The 21,397-nt window shown below is 63.5% G+C and carries 27 protein-coding genes; 17 read left to right on the top strand and 10 right to left on the bottom strand.

Annotation, left to right across the window (positions count from 1 at the left end):
• Positions 1-125: 125 nt before the first annotated feature.
• Positions 126-779 (top strand): adenosylcobinamide amidohydrolase, encoded by a 654-nt coding sequence (locus FHP91_RS02335; protein WP_144308068.1) that lies wholly within the window; start codon positions 126-128, stop codon positions 777-779.
• Positions 780-1,043: 264 nt separating this feature from the next.
• Here FHP91_RS02335 and FHP91_RS02330 read toward each other — a convergent pair whose 3' ends face one another.
• Positions 1,044-1,619 carry an OsmC family protein gene (locus FHP91_RS02330; protein ID WP_144308067.1) on the bottom strand — a complete coding sequence of 192 codons (576 nt, stop codon included), beginning with the start codon at positions 1,617-1,619 and terminating at the stop codon, positions 1,044-1,046.
• 355 nt (positions 1,620-1,974) lie between these two features.
• On the opposite strand from FHP91_RS02330, the gene FHP91_RS02325 reads away from it, so the two are divergent.
• The 3 genes from FHP91_RS02325 to FHP91_RS02315 all read left to right on the top strand — a co-directional run bounded on the left by FHP91_RS02325 (position 1,975) and on the right by FHP91_RS02315 (position 4,216).
• Positions 1,975-2,505 (top strand): OsmC family protein, encoded by a 531-nt coding sequence (locus FHP91_RS02325; RefSeq protein ID WP_144308066.1) that lies wholly within the window; start codon positions 1,975-1,977, stop codon positions 2,503-2,505.
• Positions 2,506-2,507: 2 nt separating this feature from the next.
• A complete protein-coding gene (locus FHP91_RS02320; protein WP_144308065.1) occupies positions 2,508-3,482 on the top strand; it encodes an AraC family transcriptional regulator in 975 nt (324 codons plus the stop codon).
• Between the two features lie 446 nt (positions 3,483-3,928).
• On the top strand, positions 3,929-4,216 hold the full coding sequence (locus FHP91_RS02315; protein WP_186301419.1) for an OsmC family protein: 288 nt from the start codon (positions 3,929-3,931) through the stop codon (positions 4,214-4,216).
• A 31-nt stretch (positions 4,217-4,247) separates the two neighbouring features.
• Here FHP91_RS02315 and FHP91_RS02310 read toward each other — a convergent pair whose 3' ends face one another.
• Complete coding sequence (locus tag FHP91_RS02310) at positions 4,248-4,652, bottom strand: ribonucleotide reductase subunit alpha (protein ID WP_144308063.1); 405 nt, start codon at positions 4,650-4,652, stop codon at positions 4,248-4,250.
• Positions 4,653-5,107: 455 nt separating this feature from the next.
• On the opposite strand from FHP91_RS02310, the gene nosP reads away from it, so the two are divergent.
• The 5 genes from nosP to FHP91_RS02285 all read left to right on the top strand — a co-directional run bounded on the left by nosP (position 5,108) and on the right by FHP91_RS02285 (position 9,984).
• The gene (gene nosP / locus FHP91_RS02305; RefSeq protein ID WP_144308062.1) at positions 5,108-6,268 is read left to right on the top strand and encodes a nitric oxide-sensing protein NosP; all 1,161 of its coding nucleotides are present in this window, start codon (positions 5,108-5,110) and stop codon (positions 6,266-6,268) included.
• Positions 6,261-7,475 carry an ATP-binding protein gene (locus FHP91_RS02300; RefSeq protein WP_144308061.1) on the top strand — a complete coding sequence of 405 codons (1,215 nt, stop codon included), beginning with the start codon at positions 6,261-6,263 and terminating at the stop codon, positions 7,473-7,475. Before nosP ends, FHP91_RS02300 begins: the two co-directional genes overlap by 8 nt.
• 184 nt (positions 7,476-7,659) lie before the next feature.
• Positions 7,660-8,451, top strand: a complete 792-nt coding sequence (locus FHP91_RS02295) for a UDP-2,3-diacylglucosamine diphosphatase (protein WP_144308060.1) — start codon at positions 7,660-7,662, stop codon at positions 8,449-8,451.
• The gene (locus FHP91_RS02290; RefSeq protein ID WP_144308059.1) at positions 8,439-9,638 is read left to right on the top strand and encodes a glycosyltransferase; all 1,200 of its coding nucleotides are present in this window, start codon (positions 8,439-8,441) and stop codon (positions 9,636-9,638) included. The genes FHP91_RS02295 and FHP91_RS02290 overlap by 13 nt, the downstream gene beginning before the upstream one ends.
• Positions 9,616-9,984, top strand: coding sequence for a diacylglycerol kinase (locus FHP91_RS02285; RefSeq protein WP_144308058.1), 369 nt, complete (start codon positions 9,616-9,618; stop codon positions 9,982-9,984). Before FHP91_RS02290 ends, FHP91_RS02285 begins: the two co-directional genes overlap by 23 nt.
• A 72-nt stretch (positions 9,985-10,056) precedes the next feature.
• Here FHP91_RS02285 and FHP91_RS02280 read toward each other — a convergent pair whose 3' ends face one another.
• On the bottom strand, positions 10,057-10,401 hold the full coding sequence (locus tag FHP91_RS02280) for a winged helix-turn-helix transcriptional regulator (protein WP_144176196.1): 345 nt from the start codon (positions 10,399-10,401) through the stop codon (positions 10,057-10,059).
• Between the two features lie 126 nt (positions 10,402-10,527).
• Here FHP91_RS02280 and FHP91_RS02275 point away from each other — a divergent pair, with 126 nt between their 5' ends.
• From FHP91_RS02275 to FHP91_RS02250, 6 genes are all read left to right on the top strand, one after another.
• Positions 10,528-11,610: an alkene reductase gene (locus tag FHP91_RS02275; protein WP_144308057.1), complete on the top strand. Its 1,083-nt coding sequence runs from the start codon at positions 10,528-10,530 to the stop codon at positions 11,608-11,610.
• A 128-nt stretch (positions 11,611-11,738) separates the two neighbouring features.
• Positions 11,739-12,230, top strand: coding sequence for a hypothetical protein (locus tag FHP91_RS02270; RefSeq protein ID WP_144308056.1), 492 nt, complete (start codon positions 11,739-11,741; stop codon positions 12,228-12,230).
• Positions 12,231-12,249: 19 nt separating this feature from the next.
• Positions 12,250-12,819, top strand: a complete 570-nt coding sequence (locus FHP91_RS02265) for an RNA polymerase sigma factor (protein WP_144308055.1) — start codon at positions 12,250-12,252, stop codon at positions 12,817-12,819.
• Positions 12,812-13,264 (top strand): anti-sigma factor family protein, encoded by a 453-nt coding sequence (locus FHP91_RS02260; RefSeq protein ID WP_186301418.1) that lies wholly within the window; start codon positions 12,812-12,814, stop codon positions 13,262-13,264. The genes FHP91_RS02265 and FHP91_RS02260 overlap by 8 nt, the downstream gene beginning before the upstream one ends.
• Positions 13,261-13,704: a periplasmic heavy metal sensor gene (locus tag FHP91_RS02255; protein WP_144308053.1), complete on the top strand. Its 444-nt coding sequence runs from the start codon at positions 13,261-13,263 to the stop codon at positions 13,702-13,704. The genes FHP91_RS02260 and FHP91_RS02255 overlap by 4 nt, the downstream gene beginning before the upstream one ends.
• A 175-nt stretch (positions 13,705-13,879) precedes the next feature.
• Positions 13,880-14,233, top strand: a complete 354-nt coding sequence (locus tag FHP91_RS02250; RefSeq protein ID WP_144308052.1) for a PepSY domain-containing protein — start codon at positions 13,880-13,882, stop codon at positions 14,231-14,233.
• An 84-nt stretch (positions 14,234-14,317) separates the two neighbouring features.
• Here FHP91_RS02250 and FHP91_RS02245 read toward each other — a convergent pair whose 3' ends face one another.
• Positions 14,318-15,082, bottom strand: a complete 765-nt coding sequence (locus FHP91_RS02245) for a PEP-CTERM sorting domain-containing protein (protein ID WP_144308051.1) — start codon at positions 15,080-15,082, stop codon at positions 14,318-14,320.
• Positions 15,083-15,334: 252 nt separating this feature from the next.
• On the bottom strand, positions 15,335-16,480 hold the full coding sequence (locus FHP91_RS02240) for a hypothetical protein (protein WP_144308050.1): 1,146 nt from the start codon (positions 16,478-16,480) through the stop codon (positions 15,335-15,337).
• Positions 16,481-16,765: 285 nt separating this feature from the next.
• Here FHP91_RS02240 and FHP91_RS02235 point away from each other — a divergent pair, with 285 nt between their 5' ends.
• Positions 16,766-18,397 carry a bacteriohemerythrin gene (locus tag FHP91_RS02235; RefSeq protein WP_144308049.1) on the top strand — a complete coding sequence of 544 codons (1,632 nt, stop codon included), beginning with the start codon at positions 16,766-16,768 and terminating at the stop codon, positions 18,395-18,397.
• Between the two features lie 183 nt (positions 18,398-18,580).
• On the top strand, positions 18,581-18,973 hold the full coding sequence (locus tag FHP91_RS02230) for a 3D domain-containing protein (protein ID WP_222105090.1): 393 nt from the start codon (positions 18,581-18,583) through the stop codon (positions 18,971-18,973).
• Between the two features lie 21 nt (positions 18,974-18,994).
• On the opposite strand, the gene FHP91_RS02225 is transcribed toward FHP91_RS02230, so the two are convergent.
• From FHP91_RS02225 to FHP91_RS02205, 5 genes are all read right to left on the bottom strand, one after another.
• Complete coding sequence (locus FHP91_RS02225; protein ID WP_144308048.1) at positions 18,995-19,213, bottom strand: tautomerase family protein; 219 nt, start codon at positions 19,211-19,213, stop codon at positions 18,995-18,997.
• Positions 19,214-19,215: 2 nt separating this feature from the next.
• The gene (locus tag FHP91_RS02220) at positions 19,216-19,605 is read right to left on the bottom strand and encodes a nuclear transport factor 2 family protein (RefSeq protein ID WP_144308047.1); all 390 of its coding nucleotides are present in this window, start codon (positions 19,603-19,605) and stop codon (positions 19,216-19,218) included.
• Positions 19,602-20,195 carry a uracil-DNA glycosylase family protein gene (locus FHP91_RS02215; protein ID WP_144308046.1) on the bottom strand — a complete coding sequence of 198 codons (594 nt, stop codon included), beginning with the start codon at positions 20,193-20,195 and terminating at the stop codon, positions 19,602-19,604. Before FHP91_RS02215 ends, FHP91_RS02220 begins: the two co-directional genes overlap by 4 nt.
• 70 nt (positions 20,196-20,265) lie before the next feature.
• Positions 20,266-20,814 (bottom strand): cytochrome P460 family protein, encoded by a 549-nt coding sequence (locus FHP91_RS02210; protein WP_144308045.1) that lies wholly within the window; start codon positions 20,812-20,814, stop codon positions 20,266-20,268.
• Positions 20,815-20,839: 25 nt separating this feature from the next.
• Positions 20,840-21,373 carry a carboxymuconolactone decarboxylase family protein gene (locus tag FHP91_RS02205; protein WP_144308044.1) on the bottom strand — a complete coding sequence of 178 codons (534 nt, stop codon included), beginning with the start codon at positions 21,371-21,373 and terminating at the stop codon, positions 20,840-20,842.
• Positions 21,374-21,397: the final 24 nt, after the last annotated feature.

Genomic DNA, 21,397 nt, shown 5'->3' with positions numbered 1-21,397 from the left:
ATGCAATCGTGGAAGGCCGAGTGTTGGGCTTCCTTCGTCAGCCCAGCCTACGCATCGCCGACGCATGGCGCGGGGAAGCACCCGGCGCGCCGGTCCGACGTGCCGCATGCACTAAACTCCCGCCCATGCGCATCGAAACCCCGATTCCCGGCATCCGCATCAAACACAGTCCTGGCGCGATTCATGTCGAAAGCGAAGCGCTGCTGACTACACTCTCGTCGTCTTTCCATGGCGGCGGATTTCGCCGGGTACGCCATATCCTCAACGCGAATGTGCCCGTCGACTATTGCTCCGACGACCCCGCATCAGACCTTGAGCGCATCGCCAGGCAGTGCGACATCACCGGCCCTTTCATCGGTCTGCTCACTGCGGTGCCACTGCACAAGGCACGACTCGCCCTCGTCGAAGAAAGCGGCGTGCGCGTCGGTGTGCTCGCCACCGCCGGCATCGGCAATGCCACCAGCGCCGGCATCTCAGCGCCGTACAAAGCCACGCCCGGCACCATCAACCTCATCGTGCTGGTCGACGCTGCACTCACCCGAGCCGCCATGGTGAACGCCATCATCACCACCACCGAAGCCAAGACCGCCACACTCATCGACATGGCCATCCGTACCCCGGACGGCGCACTCGCCACCGGCACCTCCACCGACACCGTAACGGTCGCAACCACGGGGCGTGGTGCCCACCACTCCTATGCCGGGCCCGCCACGATTCCCGGCTGGTTGATTGCGAAAGCCGTGCGACAAGTCGTTCGGGACGCGTTGCTGGCGGAGTGATGCCTCCACGAGGCATCGCAGTAGCTCACCACTCGCCCGGTAGTGCTTGTGGCTGCCGAAACACGCATGGCGGACGTTGGTCTGGCATCACTCACGCTCGCCATCGTGTTCAAGGTGTGAATGGTGGGTAATCGGGGAAAGGGCGTGACGGACCGCTATCGACGCCGAGCCGTCCGTCGTAAGTGCGCCACGGCTCCATGTAGGTTGGGTTGAGCGCAGCGAAGCCCAACGTTCAGCACTGAAATATCAAACCTGCTATTGAAACTATTGCTTCGATGCAACTGAGATTTCATTGCTTTCAACGGCGCTAGGTGAAAAGGTTCTAAACCGGGTCGTCACTGGCGGCGGTTGGTGCAGGGTTTGCTGCACCACGCAGCACCTTTGGGCCGCCGCATGCAGGGCAACTAGCAACTTGGGGGGCGTGCTCTCCTGCACACTCAGATGGATGTCACAAGTCATGGACTGAAAGCCCACCGGCACAGCCGTGTCCATGCCCAAGGCGCCTCGCACATCGACTTGCGCAGTCACACGAACTTCCAGGTGGATGATTTCGATCCCTAAACGATTGGCCACCATTCTGACAGCGGAGTCCTGACACGCCGCCAGCGCAGCGCACAGCATGTCACCGGGTGTGGGGGCATCATGAAGGCCACCGACGGCTCGATGAACACCAACAGGAACGCAAACGCCGCATCCATCCATAGGTTCCACCAAGGTGTGGAAAGGATCTGCGGGATTAGTGCCACAAGTGCGCGCGTGGTCGGTCACCATGGCCAAAGCCGGTGCCTCCTTGAACTGTTTGCGCAGCGGCTCCTGGGCATTTTGGACGATCGTTTTCACGGTTTAGTCCCTGTGAGCACTATCTCAATGTATTCACTGGGGGCGACGCCGCTTGCCCATGCAGATGCTTGCATCTGCTCAACGGCATTGAAATGAGTTGAAATTTGCACGGTGATATCTCCTGAGTTGTAACGTTTAGACGGTGCCTCAATGAATGACGACTCGTCCTGTCTAGGCGTCGCGACGAATTGACTGACCGTCCTGAATTGGCAGTGAATCCTCGCGACCGTTGCCTCAACGTCCGGATTTACTGTTTGATCATCCTGCGTGCAGTTCTGGTCAGCACAAGGCATTGCTGGAAGCTGCTCAAAGCGCCCAGAATGTGATCTGTTGAAACCAACCAAGGGATTAGAAAATGGGACTTCAAGACATCGAGGCAGCGATATGCCGCGCGAAGGCTGCTTTTCAGCGACGCCCCAAGGTTGGTATCAGCGACGATGCTCCGGCAAGCGCCAGATGGGTAGCCGGAACAAGGGTGCTTATCCGAAACGCCAATGGCATTGAGGTGGCAACTGACATGCCGGCGGAACTCGGTGGTAGCGGCGACCAGGTTTCGCCGGGCTGGTTGTTTCGTGCCGGTATCGCGTCATGTGCGACAACTTCAATCGTGATGGCCGCCGCATGTGAAGGAATCGTACTTACGAAGATTGAGGTCGATGTCGGCAGCCGCTCAGATGCTAGAGGTCTTCTTGGAATGTCTGAGTCCAATGGAGCGCCGGTTTCTGCAGGCCCCTTCGATGTTGAGTTGCGTGTCACAGTCGCTGCGAACGGATCAACTCCGGCGGCCTTGAAAACTTTGGTTGAGAGTTGCCTTAGTCACTCCCCCGTCCCGAGTGCACTCCTGACAGCAACGCCGTTTTCCCTGCATGTCACCGTCGCGTCGTGACAATGGATGCCCTGTCTGAAACTTTGAGAGTTGTGCGTCTGATGGGCGCTATCTTTATCAACGGACGATTCACAGCACCTTGGTGCTATCAGTCTCCGCATGCTGACTATGCCGCGCCATTGCTAGAGCCTGGTGCCGAGCGAGTGGTAATTTTCCACATGATTACCGAAGGAGAATGCTATGTAGAGATGGCTGGGCAGCCACCTGTGCACCTCGTTGCTGGTGATGCGGTGGTTTTTCCTCAAGGCGATGCGCATCGCATGGCCTCCGCGCCAGGTGTACCTGCAGCCACCGGCGCGAAATTAGACGTTGTGTTGTCAAGGCGTCCTCGTAAATTGAGCTACGGTGGGGGCGGCGCAGTGACACGCCTGGTGTGCGGGTATATGGCTTGCGATGCGCGTCTGGCCCGCATGCTCATGGCAGGCTTGCCTTCCATCGTCAAAGTCCATGTTCGCGGCTCGAATGCCGGCGTTTGGCTGGAAACATCATTGCGTTATGCATTGAGCGAGGCCCGGTCGCCACGCCCGGGTGGTATGGGCGTTTTGGCCAAATTATCCGAAGTGTTTTTCATTGAAGTTCTGCGTATCTACATGAACGAGCCGACGCTTGGAACCACAGGCTGGCTGGCCGGTTTGAGTGATCGCATCGTTGGAGCGGCATTGGGCGCGCTGCACAAGAGCCCCGCACACGCATGGACTCTCGAGGATCTGGCGAGCCAGGTAGGGACATCGCGATCGGTGCTTGCTGAAAGGTTTCAGCTGATTGTCGGCATCGCACCGATGCAGTATTTGACACAGTGGCGGATGCTTATGGCTGCCAACCTTCTAGCAGGTAGTAGCGCGCCACTGATCCGGATTGCCGAGGAAGTAGGGTACCAAACTGATACCGCATTTAGCCGCGCCTTCAGTCGAGAATATGGCGTACCGCCGGCGAAGTGGCGTCGTAGTCAGGTGGAGAAGAAAATTAAGGAAAACTGACCGATAAAGTCCTGCCGTGGTCGTTTCGACTGCGGCAGATCGAGCAGTGTCGCGGGATTCAGTCTTCGGTGATGGACCGAAAGCGCGCCGTGTTCTTGCTTCTAAATTCCCCGCCAGGCATGTCATTGCGAATGGAATGTCTTCAAATGAGAGACGGCTTCATGAAATCTCTCAAGTGAAAATTTTTCTGTCGCCAAAATGCTTCATCGCCTTGCGCTGCATTGCTGCCTATTGCGCGGCTGGCTTCATCCGGCGGTTCCTGGCAGATGGTTGCCGTCTGTCGAAGATAGTGTGTCCTTGGGATGGGCGTACGCCGACGGCAGGTCAGCGGTTAGCGTCTCGGCTAAAGCCCAGGCCAGTAAGGGCGGCTGATGTCCGGCGGCCGATCAATCGATGAATTTCGGAGGCCCCCTGCGGGCCCAGGCCGGACTGCGCTGGCTACTTCGATGCGGCCTCGAATTTCCCGGAGCATTCTCGCCAATCGCTTCGGCATCGCGTTCGACGCGCTGGAAGTGCAGGTCGACGCCGAGGTGGATGTGCGCGGCACCTTGCTTGTCGATCGCGCCGTGCCGGTGGGCTTTCAGAAGATTGCGCTGTGCGCCCGCCTGTCGCCAAGCGAAACCCCCTCGCCCGGCGTGATCGCGCGGCTGATGAAGGCCGCCGAGCATAGCTGCGTGGTGCTTCAGACGGTGCGCAATGGCCCTGACATTACGGTGCGAAGCGAAGTGCTGTGACGCGGCCGGGCCATCGCGCCAATGCGCGGGCTCAGACGAAGCTGACCGTCTGGCCTTGCGCGTCGAAGGCCAGGAAGCGCTGAACCTCGCCGTTCTCGATGTGCTTGACCATCAGCTCCAGCGGTTGCCCGGCCTGCTCGGTGCTGAGCATCACGCCGTTGTGACCGTCGAGCGCACCGACAAACACGATCTGCCATTCACGCCCCATCTGGCGGGATTCATTTAGCAGGGCCTCAAAGCTGGGGACTTCATGCAGCGCCTTGTCGACATACATGATGGGCGACAGTGTGCCGCCCTGGCCTTGGGCAAACCGCTCGGCTTCTTCCTCGGTGTGCTCGTCGGGGAGCTGTGCGGCGGCAAACACGAACAGCAGGCGTTGTGGCTCGATTTGTTGACTTGCCACGCGCAGGAAATCGTCGAAATTTGTCAGTTCCATTGGCTTTCCTCTCGAAAATGCGTGCATTTTACGTCGTTCTGGCGCGTCAGATGACGCCGTGGCGGAGGCGGCATTGTCGTGCGGCGTTCAACCTGGAAACCGCAGCTGACCGCTTGTGCCCATGAGCCAGGTATTGAACATGCGAACCTGTTCGGCTTCGAGGCCGATCACCCGGCGGGTGATAGCGCTACGCGTCCGATTGTGCGCTTGGCGGGCTGCCTTGCTGCGTTGCTCCTCCTTGCCGCGTGCAGGCTGCGTGTCGTCGCGCCTTGCCAGACCGCCCGCCAAGCGCACACTCGGGCGCGTCTAACTACGGCTTCCTGGTTCAACGCGCCCTACAGTCTGCTGGCCGGCGGTCGTAGATACATGAAGGCGCTTCTTGCCGCGGGCGGCTGCGGATACTGGGTCGGCGGCATTGGGCAACGTATTTCTGGCGTGTCTTTGGTGGGCATGACATGGCGGTTCAACAAGGTATTCGACTCGGTCATTCCTTGCTTCAGGATGCTCGCCTGGCGGCGCGGGCGTTCCATGATGCGGTTGCGCAGCGCGACTGTTCGCTGGTCGTGTTCTTTTGTTCCACCTTGTACGATCTGGACGCACTGGCCGATGAGTTGGCGCGACTGTTCGATGGGGTGACGGTGATCGGCTGCACCACGGCAGGTGAAATCGGGCCCGCTGGGTATTGCCGGCACAGCCTGTCGGGGGCGAGCTTTTGTCGCAGCGCGTTCAGCGCCGTAGTGGGTCGCCTCGACGGTTTGCAGCAGTTCGAGATGCCGGCCGGCCAGCGTTTTGCCAGTGAGCTGTTGGCCCGACTCAAGGGGCTGAGTCCATCCGGCAATGCGCCGGCCCATTGTTTTGGATTGCAGTTGATCGACGGACTCTCGGTGCGAGAGGAGATGGTGTCGCACGCGGTGCAATCGGCGCTGGGGCGTCTTCCGGTCATTGGGGGGTCGGCGGGGGATGATCTGGAGTTCAGTCACACGTGGGTCTATCACGAAGGCGCGTTTCATGCCGACTGCGCGGTGCTTGCGCTGATTGGTACCGAGCTTCCGGTCCTGGCGTTCAAAACACAGCATTTTGCGACTGAGGACGAGCGCTTTGTGGTGACCGAGGCGGACGCCAGTCGCCGCATTGTTCATGAAATCAACGGGTTGCCGGCTGCGCAAGAGTATGCACGGCTGGTTGGCGTGGCGTGCGAGAGCCTGGGGCCGGCGCAATTTGCTGCCCACCCGGTGGTGGTGATGATCGACGGCACGGATTATGTCCGGTCGATTCAGAAAGTGAATGCGGACGGCAGTCTCACCTTTTACTGTGCCATTGAGGAAGGGTTGGTCTTGCGGGTCGCCCGGGGGCAGGACATGGTGTCTGATCTGTCGCGGGCGCTGGCTAGTGTCCGGGCGCAGATCGGGCCGCCCGACTTTGTGTTCAGTTGTGACTGCATTCTACGTCGCCTTGAAATGGACGCCGGCCAGCAGCGCGATGCCGTGGCCGATCTGCTGGTTCGCAACAACTGCGTGGGCTTCAGCACCTACGGCGAGCAGTATGGCGGTGTGCATGTTAACCAGACACTGACCGGGATTGCGATTGGCCGATCGCTGGAGGTGGACGATGCCTGAGAACACAGGCGGCCCCAAGGTGGCGACTGAACGTAGCGCGCAGGATGAGATCGTTCGGCAGCAAAAAATCATCCAGGCACTGATGAACCGGATAGAGCGCGAGGCGAATGGTCAGCGCTCTGATTTTGTGCAGTTCCAAACGAACGTGATCCTCGAAAACCAGGTGCGAGCACGGACCGCCGAACTCGAAGCGGCCGTTGTCGAAAACCGCGAGATCAACCAGTCTCTGGTGGCAGCGCGCTTGAAAATGACGCAGGAGATCGAGGAGCGAAAGCGCGTACAGGCCGCTCTGGAGAAGGAAAAGGACGAGCAGCGCGCCCTTATCCAGAAACTGGAGAGTGCTCAGAACCAGCTTCTGCAGTCGGAGCAATTGGCCTCAATCGGGCAACTGGCCGCCGGGCTGGCGCATGAGATCAACAATCCCATCGGCTTCGTTAATTCGAATCTGTCGACATTGCAAACTTACGCGGCAGATCTGCTCCGGTTGATCGCGGTGTATGAGCGCTACACCGCTCGGCGTGAGCCCGACCCGGCCGCTCTGGCCGAGGTCGAGGCCGTCCGGCAGGCGATTGATATCGACTATCTACGCGAAGACATTGCAAGCCTGATCGCTGAGTCGATCGACGGTGCGGTGCGTGTTCACCGGATCGTGCAGGACATGCGTGATTTTTCGCTGGCGGGCGATGACAGGTGGCAGCTCGCCGACTTGCATCATGGACTCGACAGTACGCTCAACATCGTCTGGGGAGAGATCAAGGATCGGGCGCAGATCGTCAAGGCGTTTGGCGAGCTGCCCGAGGTTGAGTGTCTGCCGTGCCAGATCAACCAGGTGTTCATGAACTTGTTGATGAATGCGGCCCAGGCCTGTGAGGGCGGCGGAACCATCACGCTCTCGTCGGGGGCCGACGGTGAGTGGGTGTGGATTGACGTGGCCGATACCGGCTGCGGCATTGCCGCCGAACACCTGACGAAAATCTTCGACCCCTTCTTCACCACCAAACCGGTCGGCCAAGGGACAGGGCTTGGCCTGTCGGTTTCCTATGGCATTGCCAAGCGCCATGGTGGTTGTCTCGAGGTTGAGAGTCACCCCGGGCGCGGAACACGGTTCCGCCTCTGCCTGCCCGCTCGCCAGCGCACGGCCACTGAGGATCATCACACGGCGTGTGGGTGCCCGACGGTCGGCGAACAAACCGCGTTCGACGCTTGAGGCAGCGGGCAGGGGCAGGGGCATCTGCCCCGTGATGCCTCGAGCCAATTGCCGAACGCAGCCGTCTTTGACGCAGAGGTTTGGTCGGGTGCGCCTGACTGACGCGTTTGATTTTTTGGTGCGTCATCAGAGCGCAACCCGTTTGTCACGAAGCTGACACGCCGCCTGCACACACTGCGCGGCAATGCGCTGGAAAACTGTCTTCCTCTCCGATATTCACCTGGGCACGCGGGCTTGTCAGGCCGATCGTCTGCTCGATTTCCTCCGTCACCACCCCTGCGAGCGGCTGTATCTGGTGGGCGACATCATCGACTTCTGGGCCATGTCGCGCAGCATTCACTGGACGGCCGAGCAGAACACCGTGGTGCAAAAACTGCTGCGCATGGCACGCCACGGCACGCAGGTGGTGTTCATCCCAGGCAACCATGACGAGGCGCTGCGCGACTACTGCGGCACGGCCTTTGGCGGTGTCGAACTGCGCGAAGAGGCGATTCACACCACGGCCGACGGGCGCCGCCTGCTGATCATCCACGGTGACGCTTTCGACCAGGTCACGCGTCACCATCGCTGGGTCGCGGTACTCGGCGACATGGCCTACAACACGCTGGTGCGGATCAACATCTGGTTATCGCGTGCGCGGCGTTTGCTGGGCATCAGCGGCTACTGGTCGCTGGCCGGCTACGCCAAGCAGAAGGTCAAGAAGGCGATCGATTTCGTCTTCGATTTCGAGGATTCGGTCATCCACCATGTGCGCGACCGCGGGCTCGATGGTGTGGTCTGCGGGCATATTCACTGGCCCACGATCAAGGATTTTGACGGCACGATGTACGCCAACTGCGGTGACTGGGTGGATTCGTGCTCGGCCCTGGTCGAAGACGACAGCGGCGCGCTGCGGGTGGTGCGCTGGGATGCGAGCATGGCGCGCCCCGCGCCGGAGCTGCAGCCACACAAGGAGGATGCCGAATGCGTGTCCTGATGTTGAGTGATGTGTATTTTCCGCGCATCAATGGGGTGTCGACGTCGATCGAAACCTTCCGTCGACAGTTGCCGGCCCACGGGGTGACGTCCACGCTGCTCGCGCCGAACTACGGCGGCGACACCCCTGCCGAGGCCGACATTCTGCGCATTGCCGGCCGCCCTGTGCCGGGTGACCCGGAAGACCGCATCATGCGCTGGCGCGACGCCTGCCGGGCGGTCGATGCGCTGCCGCTGGGTGACTACGATGCTATCCATATCCAGACCCCGTTTCTGGCGCACTACCTGGGTAGCCGCTTGCGTCGCAAGACCGGGTTGCCGACGGTGGTGACCTATCACACCCTGTTTGAAGACTACCTGCACCACTATGCGCCCTGGCTGCCCCGGTCGGCCCTGCGCGCGCTGGCTCGTCGCCTCTCGCGCCAGCAGTGCAACGCGGTCGATGCGGTGATTGCGCCCTCGTCGGCGATGGCCGAGCGCCTGCGGGACTACGGTGTGCGCCAGCCGATTCATATTCTGCCCACCGGCATTCCAGTGGCGCACTACGCCAAGGGCAACGGGGCGCGCTTCCGGGCGCGCTTCGGCTTCAGCGCCGAGCGCCCGCTGGCCTTGTATGTGGGGCGTCTGGCCTTCGAGAAAAACCTGAATTTTTTGCTCGACGTGGCCGAGCAGCTGCGGCACAAGCAATCGAATGCGCGCATCTTGCTCGCCGGCGATGGGCCGGCCAATGCACCGCTGCGCGAGGCGGTCAAAAGTCGCGGCCTGACCGACTGCGTGGCCTTTGTCGGCTACCTGTCGCGCGAAGACGAGCTGCCCGATTGCTACGCGGCGGCCGACGCCTTTGTGTTCGGCTCCAAGACCGAAACCCAGGGCCTGGTGCTGCTCGAGGCCATGGCCGCCGGCGTGCCGGTGGTGTGTCTGGCCGAGATGGGGGTGCGCGACGTGGTCGCCAACTGCGCCGCCGCCCGTACGCCACCGGCCGAGGCCGAGCCCTTCGCGCAGGCGATCATCGATCTGCTCGCCGACCCCGGCCGCAAGACCACGCTCGCTGCTGCCGCCCGCACGCATGCCGCCGAGTGGTCCGACACCGCCATGGCCGCGCGGCTGGCCACGCTTTACCGACAACTCGCCGCCCCCGACACCCGCAGCATTCCCGGAGATCTGCATGGAAAGCCCGTTCAAGGGTAAAACCGGCCTGCGCCGGTTGATCAACGCCTTTGGTTATTCAATGAACGGCCTGGCCACTGCCTTTCGTGTCGAAGACGCGTTTCGGCAGGAAGTGCTGCTCGCCGCCGTGCTCATCCCGCTCGCGATGTGGTTCGATGTAAGCGGCATCGAGCGCGCCATGCTGATCGCCAGCGTGATGTTCGTGCTGGTGGTCGAGCTGCTCAATTCGGCGGTCGAAGCCACCGTCGACCGTGTCTCGCTCGACAGCCACTCACTCGCCAAGCGCGCCAAGGACATCGGCAGTGCCGCGGTGTTTGTGGCGCTGGTTAACGCCGCCGTCATCTGGGCGCTGGTGCTGCTGCGCTGAGCGTCGTCACCGCACACGAGAACACCCCCGCTGCACCTTGAGCCCGCCCCGGCGGGCTTTCTTTTGCGCAAATCAGATGCCGTGCGCGTCGGTCCACGCCTTGAGGTGTTCCAGCACGCCCAGCGCGCTGTGGCCCATGTCGGTCATCTCGTAGGCCACGGCGATGGGCCGGGTGCTGAGCACCTCGCGGCGCACCAGGCCTTGCGCCTCGAGTTCCTTCAGGCGTTGATCCACCATCTTCTTGCTGGCGCCGCCGAGCTGGCGGGCGAGGTCGTTGAAGCGCACCGGGCCGTCCTTGAGATGCCACAGCACGGAGCCGGTCCATTTGCCGCCGAGCACGCGCATGCCGCGCTCGATGGGGCAGGGTTCATTGCAACCGGCTTTCTTGGTTTCGACTTCGGTGGCGGGGGCGTTCATGCGGGGCTCCGGGTTCAATGCGGCGAGTAGGTTACTAAAATACCACTGGTTGATATTTGTTACCAGCACCCTCACACTCTGTCCAGGTTGTTTTTCCGCTCAGAAATTCGAACAAGGACACGATCCATGACCACGCTGTTTTCTCCCCTTCAGGCGGGCGCGCTGACGCTGCCGAACCGCATCTTGATGGCGCCGCTGACGCGCACCCGTGCCGAGGCCGAGCATGTGCCGGGCGCCTTGATGGCCACCCACTACGCCCAGCGCGCCAGCGCCGGCCTGCTCATTGCCGAGGCCACCATGGCCATGGCAGGCACCTCGGCGTTCTGGAAAGAGCCGGGCATTTATTCCGAGGCGCAGATCGCCGGCTGGCGGCAGGTGACCGATGCGGTGCACGCCGCCGGCGGCCGCATCGCGCTGCAGCTCTGGCATGCCGGTCGTGCGGCCCACCCGCTGCTCAATGACGGCCGCCAGCCGGTGTCGTCCAGCGCCGTGGCGATTGCCAACGACGAAGTGCACACCCCGCAGGGCAAGCAGCCCTACACCGTGCCGCGCGTGCTGGCCGATGACGAGCTGCCGGCCATCGTCGCCGGCTTCGCCCAGGCGGCGGCCAACGCCAAAGCGGCGGGTTTTGATGCGGTGGAAGTGCATGGCGCCAATGGCTATCTGCTTGATCAATTCCTGCGCGACGGGGTCAATACGCGCAGCGGTGCCTACGGTGGCCCGATCGAAAATCGCGCGCGCCTGTTGCTCGACGTCCTCGACGCCGTGATCGGCGTGTGGGGCAGCGATCGTGTCGGCCTGCGCCTGTCGCCGCTCAACAGCTACAACGACATGATCGACAGCGATCCGGTTGGCCTCATCACCTGGTTGGCGAAGCGCCTGAACGACTACGATCTGGCCTACCTGCACCTGATGCGCGGCGACTTCTTCGGCAAGCAGCACGGCGACGTGGTGACGCCGGTGCGCGAGCACTACAAAGGCGTGCTCATCGGCAACATGGGTTATACCCCGGACGAAGCGGCGGCCGCCGTCGCCGCCGGCACGCTCGATGCCGTCGCCTTTGGCACCGGTTTCCTGGCCAATCCGGACTTGCCTGAAAGAATCGCGGCCGGGGCTGAACTCAACACGCCAAATCCGGCGACCTTCTACACCTCGGGCCCCGAGGGCTATATCGACTACCCCACGATGGAGATGGCCGAGGCGGTGTAGTTACCGGGTCGGGCTGCGTGTGGGAACATTCTCCGACGTCGTTCGTTTCAGTGATCAGAGCCGCTCAACGGTCGATGAAACACTGTTGAGTGGTCTGTTTAATCATTGATAGAAAAGGACTCGAGATCATGACAACACGTACTTTGACCCATCTTGCCTGCGTACTGAGCGCGTTGGCCGCCTTCACCATGGGCGGGGCCGTGGCGGCGAGTGGCGAGCACCATCACGACGCCAGCCCGCCCGCCCTGACCCTTAACGCCGGCAGCAAATGGCAGACCGATGCCCCGTTGCGCGAGGGCATGCAGCATATCCGTGCTCGTCTCGAGCTGACCCTGCCCGCGGTCCACGCTGGGCAAGCGTCGGCTGCGCAGTATGGCGCGCTCGTCGAGGCGGTGGAACAGGAGGTGGCCGGCATTGTTGCGCATTGCAAGCTGCCGCCCGACGCGGACGCCGTGCTCCATGGCGTGATCGCCGAGTTGAGTCAGGCGGCCGACGCGCTCCGTGCCGCCCCGGCGGAGACTGATCAGCGGGCCGGTGTGATCCGGCTGGTGACGGCGCTCGATGCCTATGGCCGTCATTTCGATCATCCGGGCTGGGCCCCGGTGGCGACCGGGCACTGAGTCGCGACGCGCGCTGGGCATGCGAGATGAGGATGCATTGCGCGAGGCCGCCGAGATCGCGCGTGCCCGTGCTGGCGACACCGGCGCCTTTGCGGCGCTGGTGCGTCGTTATCAGGACCGCGTGTTCGGCTTTGTGTTGCGGATGATCGGCGTGCGTGAAGAAGCCATGGAGCTGACCCAGGATGTCTTCCTCAAGGCCTGGACGGCCTTGCCGGGCTGGCGCCCCGAGGCGCGCCTGTCGACCTGGCTGCTGCAGATCGCGCGCAATGCCGCGCTCGATGTATTGCGTCGCCGTGAGCGTGTCGGCTTTACGGCGCTCGAGGCCCAGGCGGAGGTCGCCGATACCGCGCCGGGGCCCGACGAGCACTATGCGGGGCGCCAGCGCCAGGGACGCCTTATCGACGCGCTCGCCCAGATCGCGCCAGAGCATCGCGAGATCTTGCTGCTGCGCGAGATCGAAGATTTGTCGTATGCCGAGCTTGGCGCGACGCTGGGGCTGAGCGAGGGGACGGTGAAATCGCGCCTTGCCCGTGCGCGCGCGGCCTTGCTGGCGCGTTATCGCCCGTTCGCCGGAGATGCCGATGACTGAAACCTGCCTTGATCTGGAGACGCTGTCGGCCTTGGTCGATGGTGCTTTGACGACGACCGCCGAACGCGAGGCCCGCGCGCATGTGGCGTGCTGCCCCGCCTGTGGCCTGCGCTTGAACGAGATGCGACAGCTGAGCGAGGATTTTCATGTCTTGCCGCCGACGCCGCTCGGCTTCGATCTGGGCGCGCGGATCGAGACGCGCCTGCCGTCGCGACCCGCTCCGCGCCGTCGCCTGTGGGGTGGGTGGTCGTCGTTGGTGGCATTGGCTGGTGCCGCCGCCGCGCTGGTCCTCGGATTGCGCCTCGGCATGAGTCTGGTGTCCGATGATGTCGGGCGTGAAGCGACCTCGCCGGTGGTGCTGGCGATGTCGGTTTTCGATGCCGTTCCGCCCGGCAATCTATGCCCCCGTCCCGAAGCCTGTTTGCTTGCGAGAGTGTCCCGATGAAACGAACTGCCCTGCGCTTTGCCTTGCTGCTGTCCGTCCTGCTCAACCTCGGCGTGGTGGCCGCCATTGCGCTCGATGCCCTGCGTGAGCCATCGGCGCCGGTGCTGCCGGACTATCTGTCGCTGAACGCGGATCAGCGGGCGCGCTGGCACGCCGCGGAAGCGCCGTTTCTGGCGCAGTTTGGCGCCGCCTCGGCTCGGCTCGAAACTCATCGCATGGCGTTGATCCGGCGCATATTCTCCGAGACCGTTGATCCTGTGGCGATCGAAGCTGAACGCGCCCAGATTGCCCTGCTGCAACAGGCGCAGCAGCGATTGATGATCGAGCAACTGCTCACGGAGCGTGCGATGCTCGACCCCGCGCAACGCGAGCGCCTGGCCCACCTGCTGCTGAACCAGCCAGAGGTGTCGTCAGCGCTCGAAGCGCTGCACCGGCCGTGATTCGGCAGTGGCTGAGTAGACAACACAGCGGCGACAGCCGTTTTAGATACCGCTGGGCTGCGCGAAACGCATGAATGCCGGGTGAACGCGCGCTTCAGCCTTGGTTCAGCGGGTGGGTTCCAGAATGGCTTCACGGTCGAACAGACGATCGAGACGAACCCAAAGGAGAACCACCATGAAAACCCGTACCCTGTTTGCCTCCCTCGCCATGGCTGCCGGACTCGTTGCCGGCGGTGCTGCCCTGGTGCCCGCCTTTGCGCAGAATGCGCCCGCCAGCGCGCCCATGTCAGAGGCGCCGTGGCTCGGCATCCCGCAAATCCACGACACACTCACCGCGGCCGGTTACCGCGACATCCGGTCGGTCGAGCGTGAGCGCGATCGCTATGAAGTGAAGGCGACCAACGCCGAGGGACAGCGCGTCGAGCTGTATGTCGATCCGCATTCCGGCGAAGTCATGAAGACCGAGCGCAAGCGCGCCGACCGCGATGATGAGGATCGCGAGCGGGGCGCGAAGGATCGGCGTGATTGATCTCGGTGTGATGGCGGCGAATGGCCGCCGCTGAAAGCAAGAACGGCGACCGAGGTCGCCGTTCTGCATGGGGCGCGGGTGTGTTCAGCGACGGCGGCGGGTAGCGCCCAGACCGAGCAGGCTGAGGCCAAGCAGCGCCAGGGTCGCTGGCTCGGGAACCGTGCCGCCGGGCTGCTCGGGGAAGATTTCCACCGCGGTGCCCTGGATGCCGACGGTGAAACCGTTCCAGTATTCGTTGCTCAGGCTGCGCCAGCTGACCGTGTCAAAGGCGCCGGTGAAGCGCAGGGTGCCGTGCGGCTCGCCGGTGCCCAGCAGCTGATATTCGAAATTGCCGCCGCCCAGGTCGACGATGTTTTTGTACGACGTGCCGCAACCCCAGTAGCCGCAGGCATTGCCGTCGGCACCGCCAGCGCTGATGATGACGAAATCCTGATTGAAGGCGTAGCCGTTGCCGTTGAGGCTGACAAAGCCGAACACCGGATTGGCGATGGCCTCGGAGAACTGCAGCGTCTGCGTGCCAGCGTAGCGCAGCGCAATGATGTCGGAGCCGGTCGGGCTGTTGTCGACTGCTGCGCTGGTGTACGGCGAGATGGCATCGTTCCGGCCGCCGCCCTGGTTCTGCCAATAGTCGATGCCGCCCGTGGGCTGATAGAAGCCGATGCCATTGGCGTTGGTGTAGGTGACGCCGACCGTGGCGGTGCCGGTGGTGATGGTGCCCTGGGCCTGGAAGCCAGGGCCTTGGTCCAGATCGCCGCCGGTCCAGTCGGTCCAGAAGGTCGGGGCGGCCTGCGCGCCAGCGGCGGCGAGTGTCAGGGCGGTGGTCAGGGCGATACGAGAAAGCTGTGTCATGCGTTTGGCTCCAGAATCGTGAGGACGGGGCTTTTCGGCAGTGGTGCTGGCGAGGCCGTCGGCAGTGGGTCTGGGTAGTCAAAAGCAAGTCTTGCGCCAATGCCGATGCGTACCACATTCTTTTAACAGAACAATGGGTTGGCTTGGGTGGCGCCGATGCTGTGGCATGCGGTCTGTAAAGAAAGCCGACGCCATGCGGCGTTGCGGACCGTCGGCTTTCTGGCAATCAGCGAGTGCTTCGCTGATACCCGGCTATAACAAATACCGCTCCATCTGCTTCACCGGCACATTGCGCAGCAGATACAGGTTGGGGTTGTCGCGCTGGGCGCTGCGGCCCGACTCGGTGACTTCGACCGGCTCGCGCTCGAGGATGCACAGGCGGCGGCTGATGCAGTCGGCGCGCCAAGCCGAGTTGGCCTTGCGGCCGCGCTCTTCGACCGCGATGCGGGTGAGCTGGAATTCGTCGGTCGGGTTTTCGGTGACAACGCGGCGGCGGATAGCGTCGTGGGCCTTATTGAGGCTGCCTTGTTGCACGCACAGATCATAAAGCGCGGCGAGGCAGCGGAAGTTGCCGATGGGGATGGGGCACACGCCATTGAGCCATGACAGCGCGGCGATCAGCTTGCGGCCGTACACATCGTAGGCATAGCGCAGGGTTTCTTCGCGGAAGGCGGGGGTGTTGCCCACGGCTTGCAGCGCGGCCTTCCAGGCGGGGTCGAAGTCGGCCTTGTTGCGGCCGCGGCTGAGGCCGTCGGCCCATGCCACCTGGCGGCTGCGCGAGGGCAGGGCGAGCACCTGCAGCCATTCGGTCCACAACTCGCCGAAGCAGCGTTTGAGGGCGGCTTCGTCGCGCGCCCGGTAGCGGCGGAACATCTCTTGCAGCGTGCCGGTGCCGAAGTTGACCTGGATGGGGCCGAAGGACAGCCCGGCGCCGTCGAAATTGCCGGTCACCTGCAGATAGGGGTCGCCCGAGGTCTCGAACGCCGCGGTCACCTGGATGGCGCGCTCGAGCGCGTTTTCGGCCACCAGCGGCGGGAGCTGCGCGGGGTCGGGCATTTCGAGATACACCCGCGGCCCCTTGATTTCGATGCGCTCGAACCAGCCATCGCGCGCCAGTCGGGTGGCGGCAGCGGCGACCTCGGCGGGGTCGCCTGCCTCAACCCACACGAAGCGCCCGTCCCGCCCGCGGCCCAAGCCGCCTTCGGGCAGCAGGGAGGCGATATCGACGCTGCGTTTGAGTGCGTTGCGCAGCATCTGGACGGCGCCGACCAGTTCCCGGTGAACCCGGATGCTGCCGTCGGGGCGGGTGTATTCGGCGAGTCGGAAGTTGGGGGTGACGGCGGCACGCGCGGGGCCGCCGACAAGATAGTCGTTGTCGTACTTCAAGCCTTGTGCCATGACATCTCCCTATGAGATATGCATTCGATGGGCAAGTGGTGGTGACAGATCTCAGTGTAGACGGCCAGCCTGCGCGAACAAGGCGTGTTGCTGGCTGTCCTCGCCGGCGCCCGGCTTTTGCCGCGATATCAGGGGTTTGGGCGGAAGCAATTGATATCCATCAACACGCGCCCCAGGCCGTTCGGGACAATCGAGGCTTGACGCGCGGCGCCACGAATGCCCGCGCGACCTGGCCGGCCAGACCATGCAGATGGTCGGTTCGGGGCAACTCCTGAGGTGATGTGAATGCAGATTGTGGCGTGGAACGACTCCCTGAAAACCGACATCGACGTGGTCGATCAGCAGCATCGCGGGCTGGTTGAACTGGTCAACGCGACGGCCGCGAAGCTGGCCGACGCGCCCGAGTTGTCGGCAGATGAGGTGCGCTTGCTGCTGGGCTATCTCACCGAGTATGCACAGGTGCACTTCAGCACCGAAGAGGCCTTGATGGCCTTGTGTGGGCTGGAGGCGAAACAGAGCGACGTCCATCATCAAAGCCATGCACGCTTCCTTGCCCAAGTGGGCGACATGGTCGAAGCGCTGGGTGAGGACGGCGTGCTCGACGGGCAGCGGTTGTTGATGTTCCTTGGCGACTGGCTGGTCGATCACATCCAGGGCGAGGACCAGGTCGTTGCCAAGGCGCTGCGTGCGGCACAGGCGAGTGCGTCCCCGACGGGGGGCAAGACAACCGCCTTGCCGTCTGACGGAATGGCCAGCTGGGAGGCGCGGGCACAGGCCTTGATGGTGCCGACGGCGACCGAGCCGAGCTTCAGCGATGTGGTGGCGCAGCACAGCGCGGCGCTGCTGGCGAGCGAGGCCGGCGTGCTGGAGATGTGCGCACACGGCGAGGCACCCGCCTTGATTGTGTCGGTCGATTCGGCCTTGATGCCGTCGACCATCCTGCATGCCAACACGGCTGCGGCGGATTTTTTTGGCGAGTCGGCCGACGCCTTGAGCACGCAGCATTTGGCGAATGTGCTGGCGCCCGATGAAGCGCTGCGTTTTCCGGTGCTGGTCAGTGAAGTCTTGATGGCGGGCCGTTTTGAAGGGCGACTGCATTGCCGTGTCGCCCAGGGCGCCGCAGTGCCGGTGTGGGCGCGGCTGACGCATCTGGCGCTGCATGGTCAGATGGTGTTGCTGGTGCTTTTGCGCCCGGCGCTCAGTGAGGCGGATGCCGCGACGGTAGGTGTGGGCGAGCGGCTCAAGGAAGACAGCTCGGTGCTGTCGCGACACGCGCTGTTTCGGGGGCTGACAAAAGTGGAGCGCGATGGCCTGGAGTCTGCCTCACGCCTGATGCGCATGCCCAAGGGCAAGGTGGTGTTCAATCGCGGGGATGCGCCGCATGGCGTGTATCTGGTGATCAGCGGGCAGGTGAAGCTCGCGGTATCAAACGCGCGCGGCGCCGAAAAAGTCATGGATATTGCCGGTCCGCTGCAGGTGTTTGGCGAGGCCGATGCGCTGACCGGATCGGCGCATACGGTGTTCGCGCAAGCCCTGACCGCCTCCGTGCTGCTGCTGATTCCGCAAGCGCCGCTGCTGGCCTTGCTGACGCGTAGCCTGCCATTTTCGCAAGCGGTGCTGGCGCATCTGGGGCGGCGCTACCACGCGGTGGCGGCCGACCTCGAAGCCTTTGCGCTGCAAACCGGCATGGAACGGGTCATCCACCATTTGCTCGCACATGCCCGCATCAACGGACACGGTGTGCTCGAAGCCGTGTTGCCCGCGCAGAAACAGATCATCGCCTCGTACCTCAACCTCACTCCGCCAACGCTGTCGCGAACCTTCCAGCAATTGAGCGAAGCCGGGCTGATCGAAATGAGCGGGCGCTATGTGCGCATCCCCAACAAACGCCGGCTGCTGAATTTCAGCACGGATTGAGCCCGCGTCGGCCCGTCGATGGCAGCGCCGGGCGTAGCAGCTATGCTGAAAATGGGCGCGGCCCCTGACTGCGCTGGGGAGAGTCGGCATGCACGATGAGACCGGTTGTTCGGATTGGCCTGACATGGCGCGGTCGGCCAGATCCCGCTTGGCGAGCATGGCCGACTGGCGCAGCTGCGTGCCGTGAGCATGCGCCCACCCGCCCGACTCGCCGCGTTGCTGATCGCCTTTCTCGTCGCGGCCTGCGGAGATGATGAACGCACACTCACTGTCACTGCCACGGCCTACACCTCATCGCCCGGCGAAACCGACGATACCCCCAACATCGCCGCCTGGGGCGACACCCTGGCGCCCGGCATGAAAGTCATCGCCGTCTCGCGCGACCTGCTTGAGCTCGGTCTGGTGCAAGGCGCCGAAGTGACCATCGACGGCCTCGACGGGCGCTATGTGGTGCTCGACAAGATGCATCCGCGCTGGAACGCGAAGATCGACATCTACATGGGTGAGAACGTCAAAAAGGCCCGCGACTGGGGCCGGCGCGAAGTGACGATTCGCTGGGAAGGCGCCGAGGACTGAGCGTCGCGGCTCGGGCTGACCCTATTTCTCGCCGCTGTTTTGCCGATGGCGGAACGCTTTCACCGGCAAACCGCCGATACCCCAGTTGTCCGGATCCACTTCATCGATGACCACCACGGTGGTGGCCGGGTTCTTGTTGAGGACACGAGCGAGCAGGGTGGTGACGCCGTCGATGAGTTCGGCTTTTTGCTCGGCGGTGGTGCCGCCTTCGCGGGTGATCTTGATGTTCACATAGGGCATGGTCAGCGGGCTCCTGTGGGGGTGGCCGGGTCGAAATGGAAGACCTTGGCGATGATGCGCCATTGGCCATCGATGAGGATGAGGCTGAGGATGTCGTTGAAGTGTTTTTGCAGCATGGTGCTGCGCATGCGGGCCAGTGCGGTCACCGGGCCGATGAGTTCGATGCTGTCGATGGTGTAGTGGCAGGCTTCGCCGGTGCTGTCGGGCGAGGTGCGAGCTGCCACGATGGGAAAGTAGGTGGGCATGTCGAGATGCAGCAGCTGGCCGTCGCTGGCGGTGAAGTAGTGCGCCTCGGGGTGAAACACCTCGGCCAGCAGCGCGGTGTCGCAGCGCACCAGGGCGTCGTAGTACTTTTGCAGCAGTGTGGTGATGTCGGCAATGGGGTCGGTCATGAGGTTTCCTTGGTGGTCAGCACTTCGCGGACGCGGGCCTTGAGGGCGGGTAATACGTCGTGTTCGAACCAGGGGTTTCGCACCAGCCAGCGGTTGTTGCGCGGACTGGGGTGCGGTAGCGGCAGCGCTTGTGGCCAGTGTTCGCGCCAGTTCTGGACGATCTCGGTGAGCGGCGCCTTGCCGGTGCCGAGGTGGTAGTCCATGGCGTAGCTGCCCAGCACGATGACCAGCGACAGGCGCTCGAAGCGCTGCATGAAAGCATCGCGCCAGGCGGGGGCGCATTCGGGGCGAGGCGGCAGGTCGCCAGTTTTGCCGGTGCCGGGGTAGCAGAATCCCATCGGCAGGATGGCGATTCGGGTGGGGTCGTAAAAGGTGTCGCGGTCAATGCCCAGCCAGGCGCGCAGGCGGTCGCCACTGGCATCGTCGAAGGGCACGCCGGAGGCATGTACGCGGGCGCCCGGCGCCTGGCCGGCGATGAGAATGGGCGCGCTCGGATGAAACTGGAAGACTGGCCGCACGCCATGCGGCAGATGCGCGGCGCAGCGCGTGCAGGCGCGGACGTCGGCCAGAAAGGCGTCGAGTGTCGGCATGGCGTGGCTCCCGAAATCGCGCATCGCGCAGGACAGGGTCATCCTGCGCGATGCCATGCCTCGCTGCAAGTCAGTTCGGGGCCAGGGTTGGGTAGCCCTGGATGAACACCCGGTCGGTTTTGGCCGCGGGGATATGGCAGGCCTTGCAGTCGGCGTCATAGCTGGCCGCCACATTGGTGGCCGGCGCGTCGGCCTTGAACATGGCCCAACCCCAGCCGTCGCCCCATTGCGGGTGGCTGGCGAAACGGCCTTTGGCGTCCTTGACCATCACGAACCACACGGCCGTGTCGGAGCCCCAGACCACCGGGTCGCCGGTGGTCATGGCGCCGGTTTCGAGCTTGCGGATTTCCTTGACCAGCGTGGCACCATCCGGGAATTTGCCGGTTTTGCGGTAGGCCTCGGCCGAGGCCTTTTCGGTGTACACATCGTGTAGGCCGCGGGCGGCGGATTTTTCGTCCAGCACCGCCCAGGAGCCCAGATGGACGAAGTGGGTGCGGAAGTCGGTTGGGCGGCTGATACCGCCTTTGGCATCGACATAGGGCGAGAAGTCGCTGGCGGTGGCGACCAGCGGCAGGGCGAGGGCGCTGGCGAGCAGCGCGCGGGTGAGCGTGGTTTTCATCTTCTTCTCCTTTTTGCAGGGGCAGTCAGACGGCGACGACGGGGAAATCCACGGTCGTATCGGCGACGTGGTTGGTGTAGTTGGTGAGGGTGTTGAGCGCGACGTTGGCGATCACTTCCAGAATCAGGCCGTCATCGAGCCCAGCGCGGCGGTAGCTGGCAAGCGCCTCGGTGGCGACCACGCCGCGTTGCTCCACCAGGGCGCGGGTAAAGCCGGCGATGGCGTCGTCAAGTGCGTTGGCGCCCTTGCCGGTGCGGGCGGCGGCGATGGCGTCTTCGCTCAGGCCAGCGCCTTTGCCGATCAGGGTGTGGGCGCTCAGGCAGTACTGGCAGCGGTTGGCCTGGCCGGCGGCGAGCGCCACGATTTCGCGTTGCGCGGCGCTGAGGCGGCCGGTGGCCAGCGTCTCGGATAAACCGAGGTAGCCGTTGAGCGCGGCCGGGGCGTGGGCGAGCGTGGCGAACATGTTCGGCACCATGCCGAGTTTGGTTTTGACGGCCTTGAGTGTGGCGGCGGTCGCGGTGTCGGCGGTGTCGAGGGTCAGGGGGGCGATCTGAGTCATGTGTTTCTCCGTTGTGAGTGAGGT

Origin of the sequence: Denitromonas halophila (assembly GCF_007625155.1) — a bacterium.
Classification (GTDB): domain Bacteria; phylum Pseudomonadota; class Gammaproteobacteria; order Burkholderiales; family Rhodocyclaceae; genus Nitrogeniibacter; species Nitrogeniibacter halophilus.
The sequence above is the reverse complement of the archived record's forward strand: the minus strand, read 5'-3'. Positions and strand labels throughout refer to the sequence as shown.

What these genes read in the sequence shown, in the direction of transcription:
- FHP91_RS02335 (WP_144308068.1), top strand. Translation starts at nt 126, where the DNA reads ATGCGCATCGAAACCCCGATTCCCGGCATCCGCATCAAACACAGTCCT.
- FHP91_RS02325 (WP_144308066.1), top strand. Translation starts at nt 1,975, where the DNA reads ATGGGACTTCAAGACATCGAGGCAGCGATATGCCGCGCGAAGGCTGCT.
- FHP91_RS02320 (WP_144308065.1), top strand. Translation starts at nt 2,508, where the DNA reads ATGGATGCCCTGTCTGAAACTTTGAGAGTTGTGCGTCTGATGGGCGCT.
- FHP91_RS02315 (WP_186301419.1), top strand. Translation starts at nt 3,929, where the DNA reads ATGCGGCCTCGAATTTCCCGGAGCATTCTCGCCAATCGCTTCGGCATC.
- FHP91_RS02310 (WP_144308063.1), bottom strand. Translation starts at nt 4,652, where the DNA reads ATGGAACTGACAAATTTCGACGATTTCCTGCGCGTGGCAAGTCAACAA.
- nosP (WP_144308062.1), top strand. Translation starts at nt 5,108, where the DNA reads ATGGCGGTTCAACAAGGTATTCGACTCGGTCATTCCTTGCTTCAGGAT.
- FHP91_RS02300 (WP_144308061.1), top strand. Translation starts at nt 6,261, where the DNA reads ATGCCTGAGAACACAGGCGGCCCCAAGGTGGCGACTGAACGTAGCGCG.
- FHP91_RS02295 (WP_144308060.1), top strand. Translation starts at nt 7,660, where the DNA reads ATGCGCTGGAAAACTGTCTTCCTCTCCGATATTCACCTGGGCACGCGG.
- FHP91_RS02290 (WP_144308059.1), top strand. Translation starts at nt 8,439, where the DNA reads ATGCGTGTCCTGATGTTGAGTGATGTGTATTTTCCGCGCATCAATGGG.
- FHP91_RS02285 (WP_144308058.1), top strand. Translation starts at nt 9,616, where the DNA reads ATGGAAAGCCCGTTCAAGGGTAAAACCGGCCTGCGCCGGTTGATCAAC.
- FHP91_RS02280 (WP_144176196.1), bottom strand. Translation starts at nt 10,401, where the DNA reads ATGAACGCCCCCGCCACCGAAGTCGAAACCAAGAAAGCCGGTTGCAAT.
- FHP91_RS02275 (WP_144308057.1), top strand. Translation starts at nt 10,528, where the DNA reads ATGACCACGCTGTTTTCTCCCCTTCAGGCGGGCGCGCTGACGCTGCCG.
- FHP91_RS02270 (WP_144308056.1), top strand. Translation starts at nt 11,739, where the DNA reads ATGACAACACGTACTTTGACCCATCTTGCCTGCGTACTGAGCGCGTTG.
- FHP91_RS02265 (WP_144308055.1), top strand. Translation starts at nt 12,250, where the DNA reads ATGCGAGATGAGGATGCATTGCGCGAGGCCGCCGAGATCGCGCGTGCC.
- FHP91_RS02260 (WP_186301418.1), top strand. Translation starts at nt 12,812, where the DNA reads ATGACTGAAACCTGCCTTGATCTGGAGACGCTGTCGGCCTTGGTCGAT.
- FHP91_RS02255 (WP_144308053.1), top strand. Translation starts at nt 13,261, where the DNA reads ATGAAACGAACTGCCCTGCGCTTTGCCTTGCTGCTGTCCGTCCTGCTC.
- FHP91_RS02250 (WP_144308052.1), top strand. Translation starts at nt 13,880, where the DNA reads ATGAAAACCCGTACCCTGTTTGCCTCCCTCGCCATGGCTGCCGGACTC.
- FHP91_RS02245 (WP_144308051.1), bottom strand. Translation starts at nt 15,082, where the DNA reads ATGACACAGCTTTCTCGTATCGCCCTGACCACCGCCCTGACACTCGCC.
- FHP91_RS02240 (WP_144308050.1), bottom strand. Translation starts at nt 16,480, where the DNA reads ATGGCACAAGGCTTGAAGTACGACAACGACTATCTTGTCGGCGGCCCC.
- FHP91_RS02235 (WP_144308049.1), top strand. Translation starts at nt 16,766, where the DNA reads ATGCAGATTGTGGCGTGGAACGACTCCCTGAAAACCGACATCGACGTG.
- FHP91_RS02225 (WP_144308048.1), bottom strand. Translation starts at nt 19,213, where the DNA reads ATGCCCTATGTGAACATCAAGATCACCCGCGAAGGCGGCACCACCGCC.
- FHP91_RS02220 (WP_144308047.1), bottom strand. Translation starts at nt 19,605, where the DNA reads ATGACCGACCCCATTGCCGACATCACCACACTGCTGCAAAAGTACTAC.
- FHP91_RS02215 (WP_144308046.1), bottom strand. Translation starts at nt 20,195, where the DNA reads ATGCCGACACTCGACGCCTTTCTGGCCGACGTCCGCGCCTGCACGCGC.
- FHP91_RS02210 (WP_144308045.1), bottom strand. Translation starts at nt 20,814, where the DNA reads ATGAAAACCACGCTCACCCGCGCGCTGCTCGCCAGCGCCCTCGCCCTG.
- FHP91_RS02205 (WP_144308044.1), bottom strand. Translation starts at nt 21,373, where the DNA reads ATGACTCAGATCGCCCCCCTGACCCTCGACACCGCCGACACCGCGACC.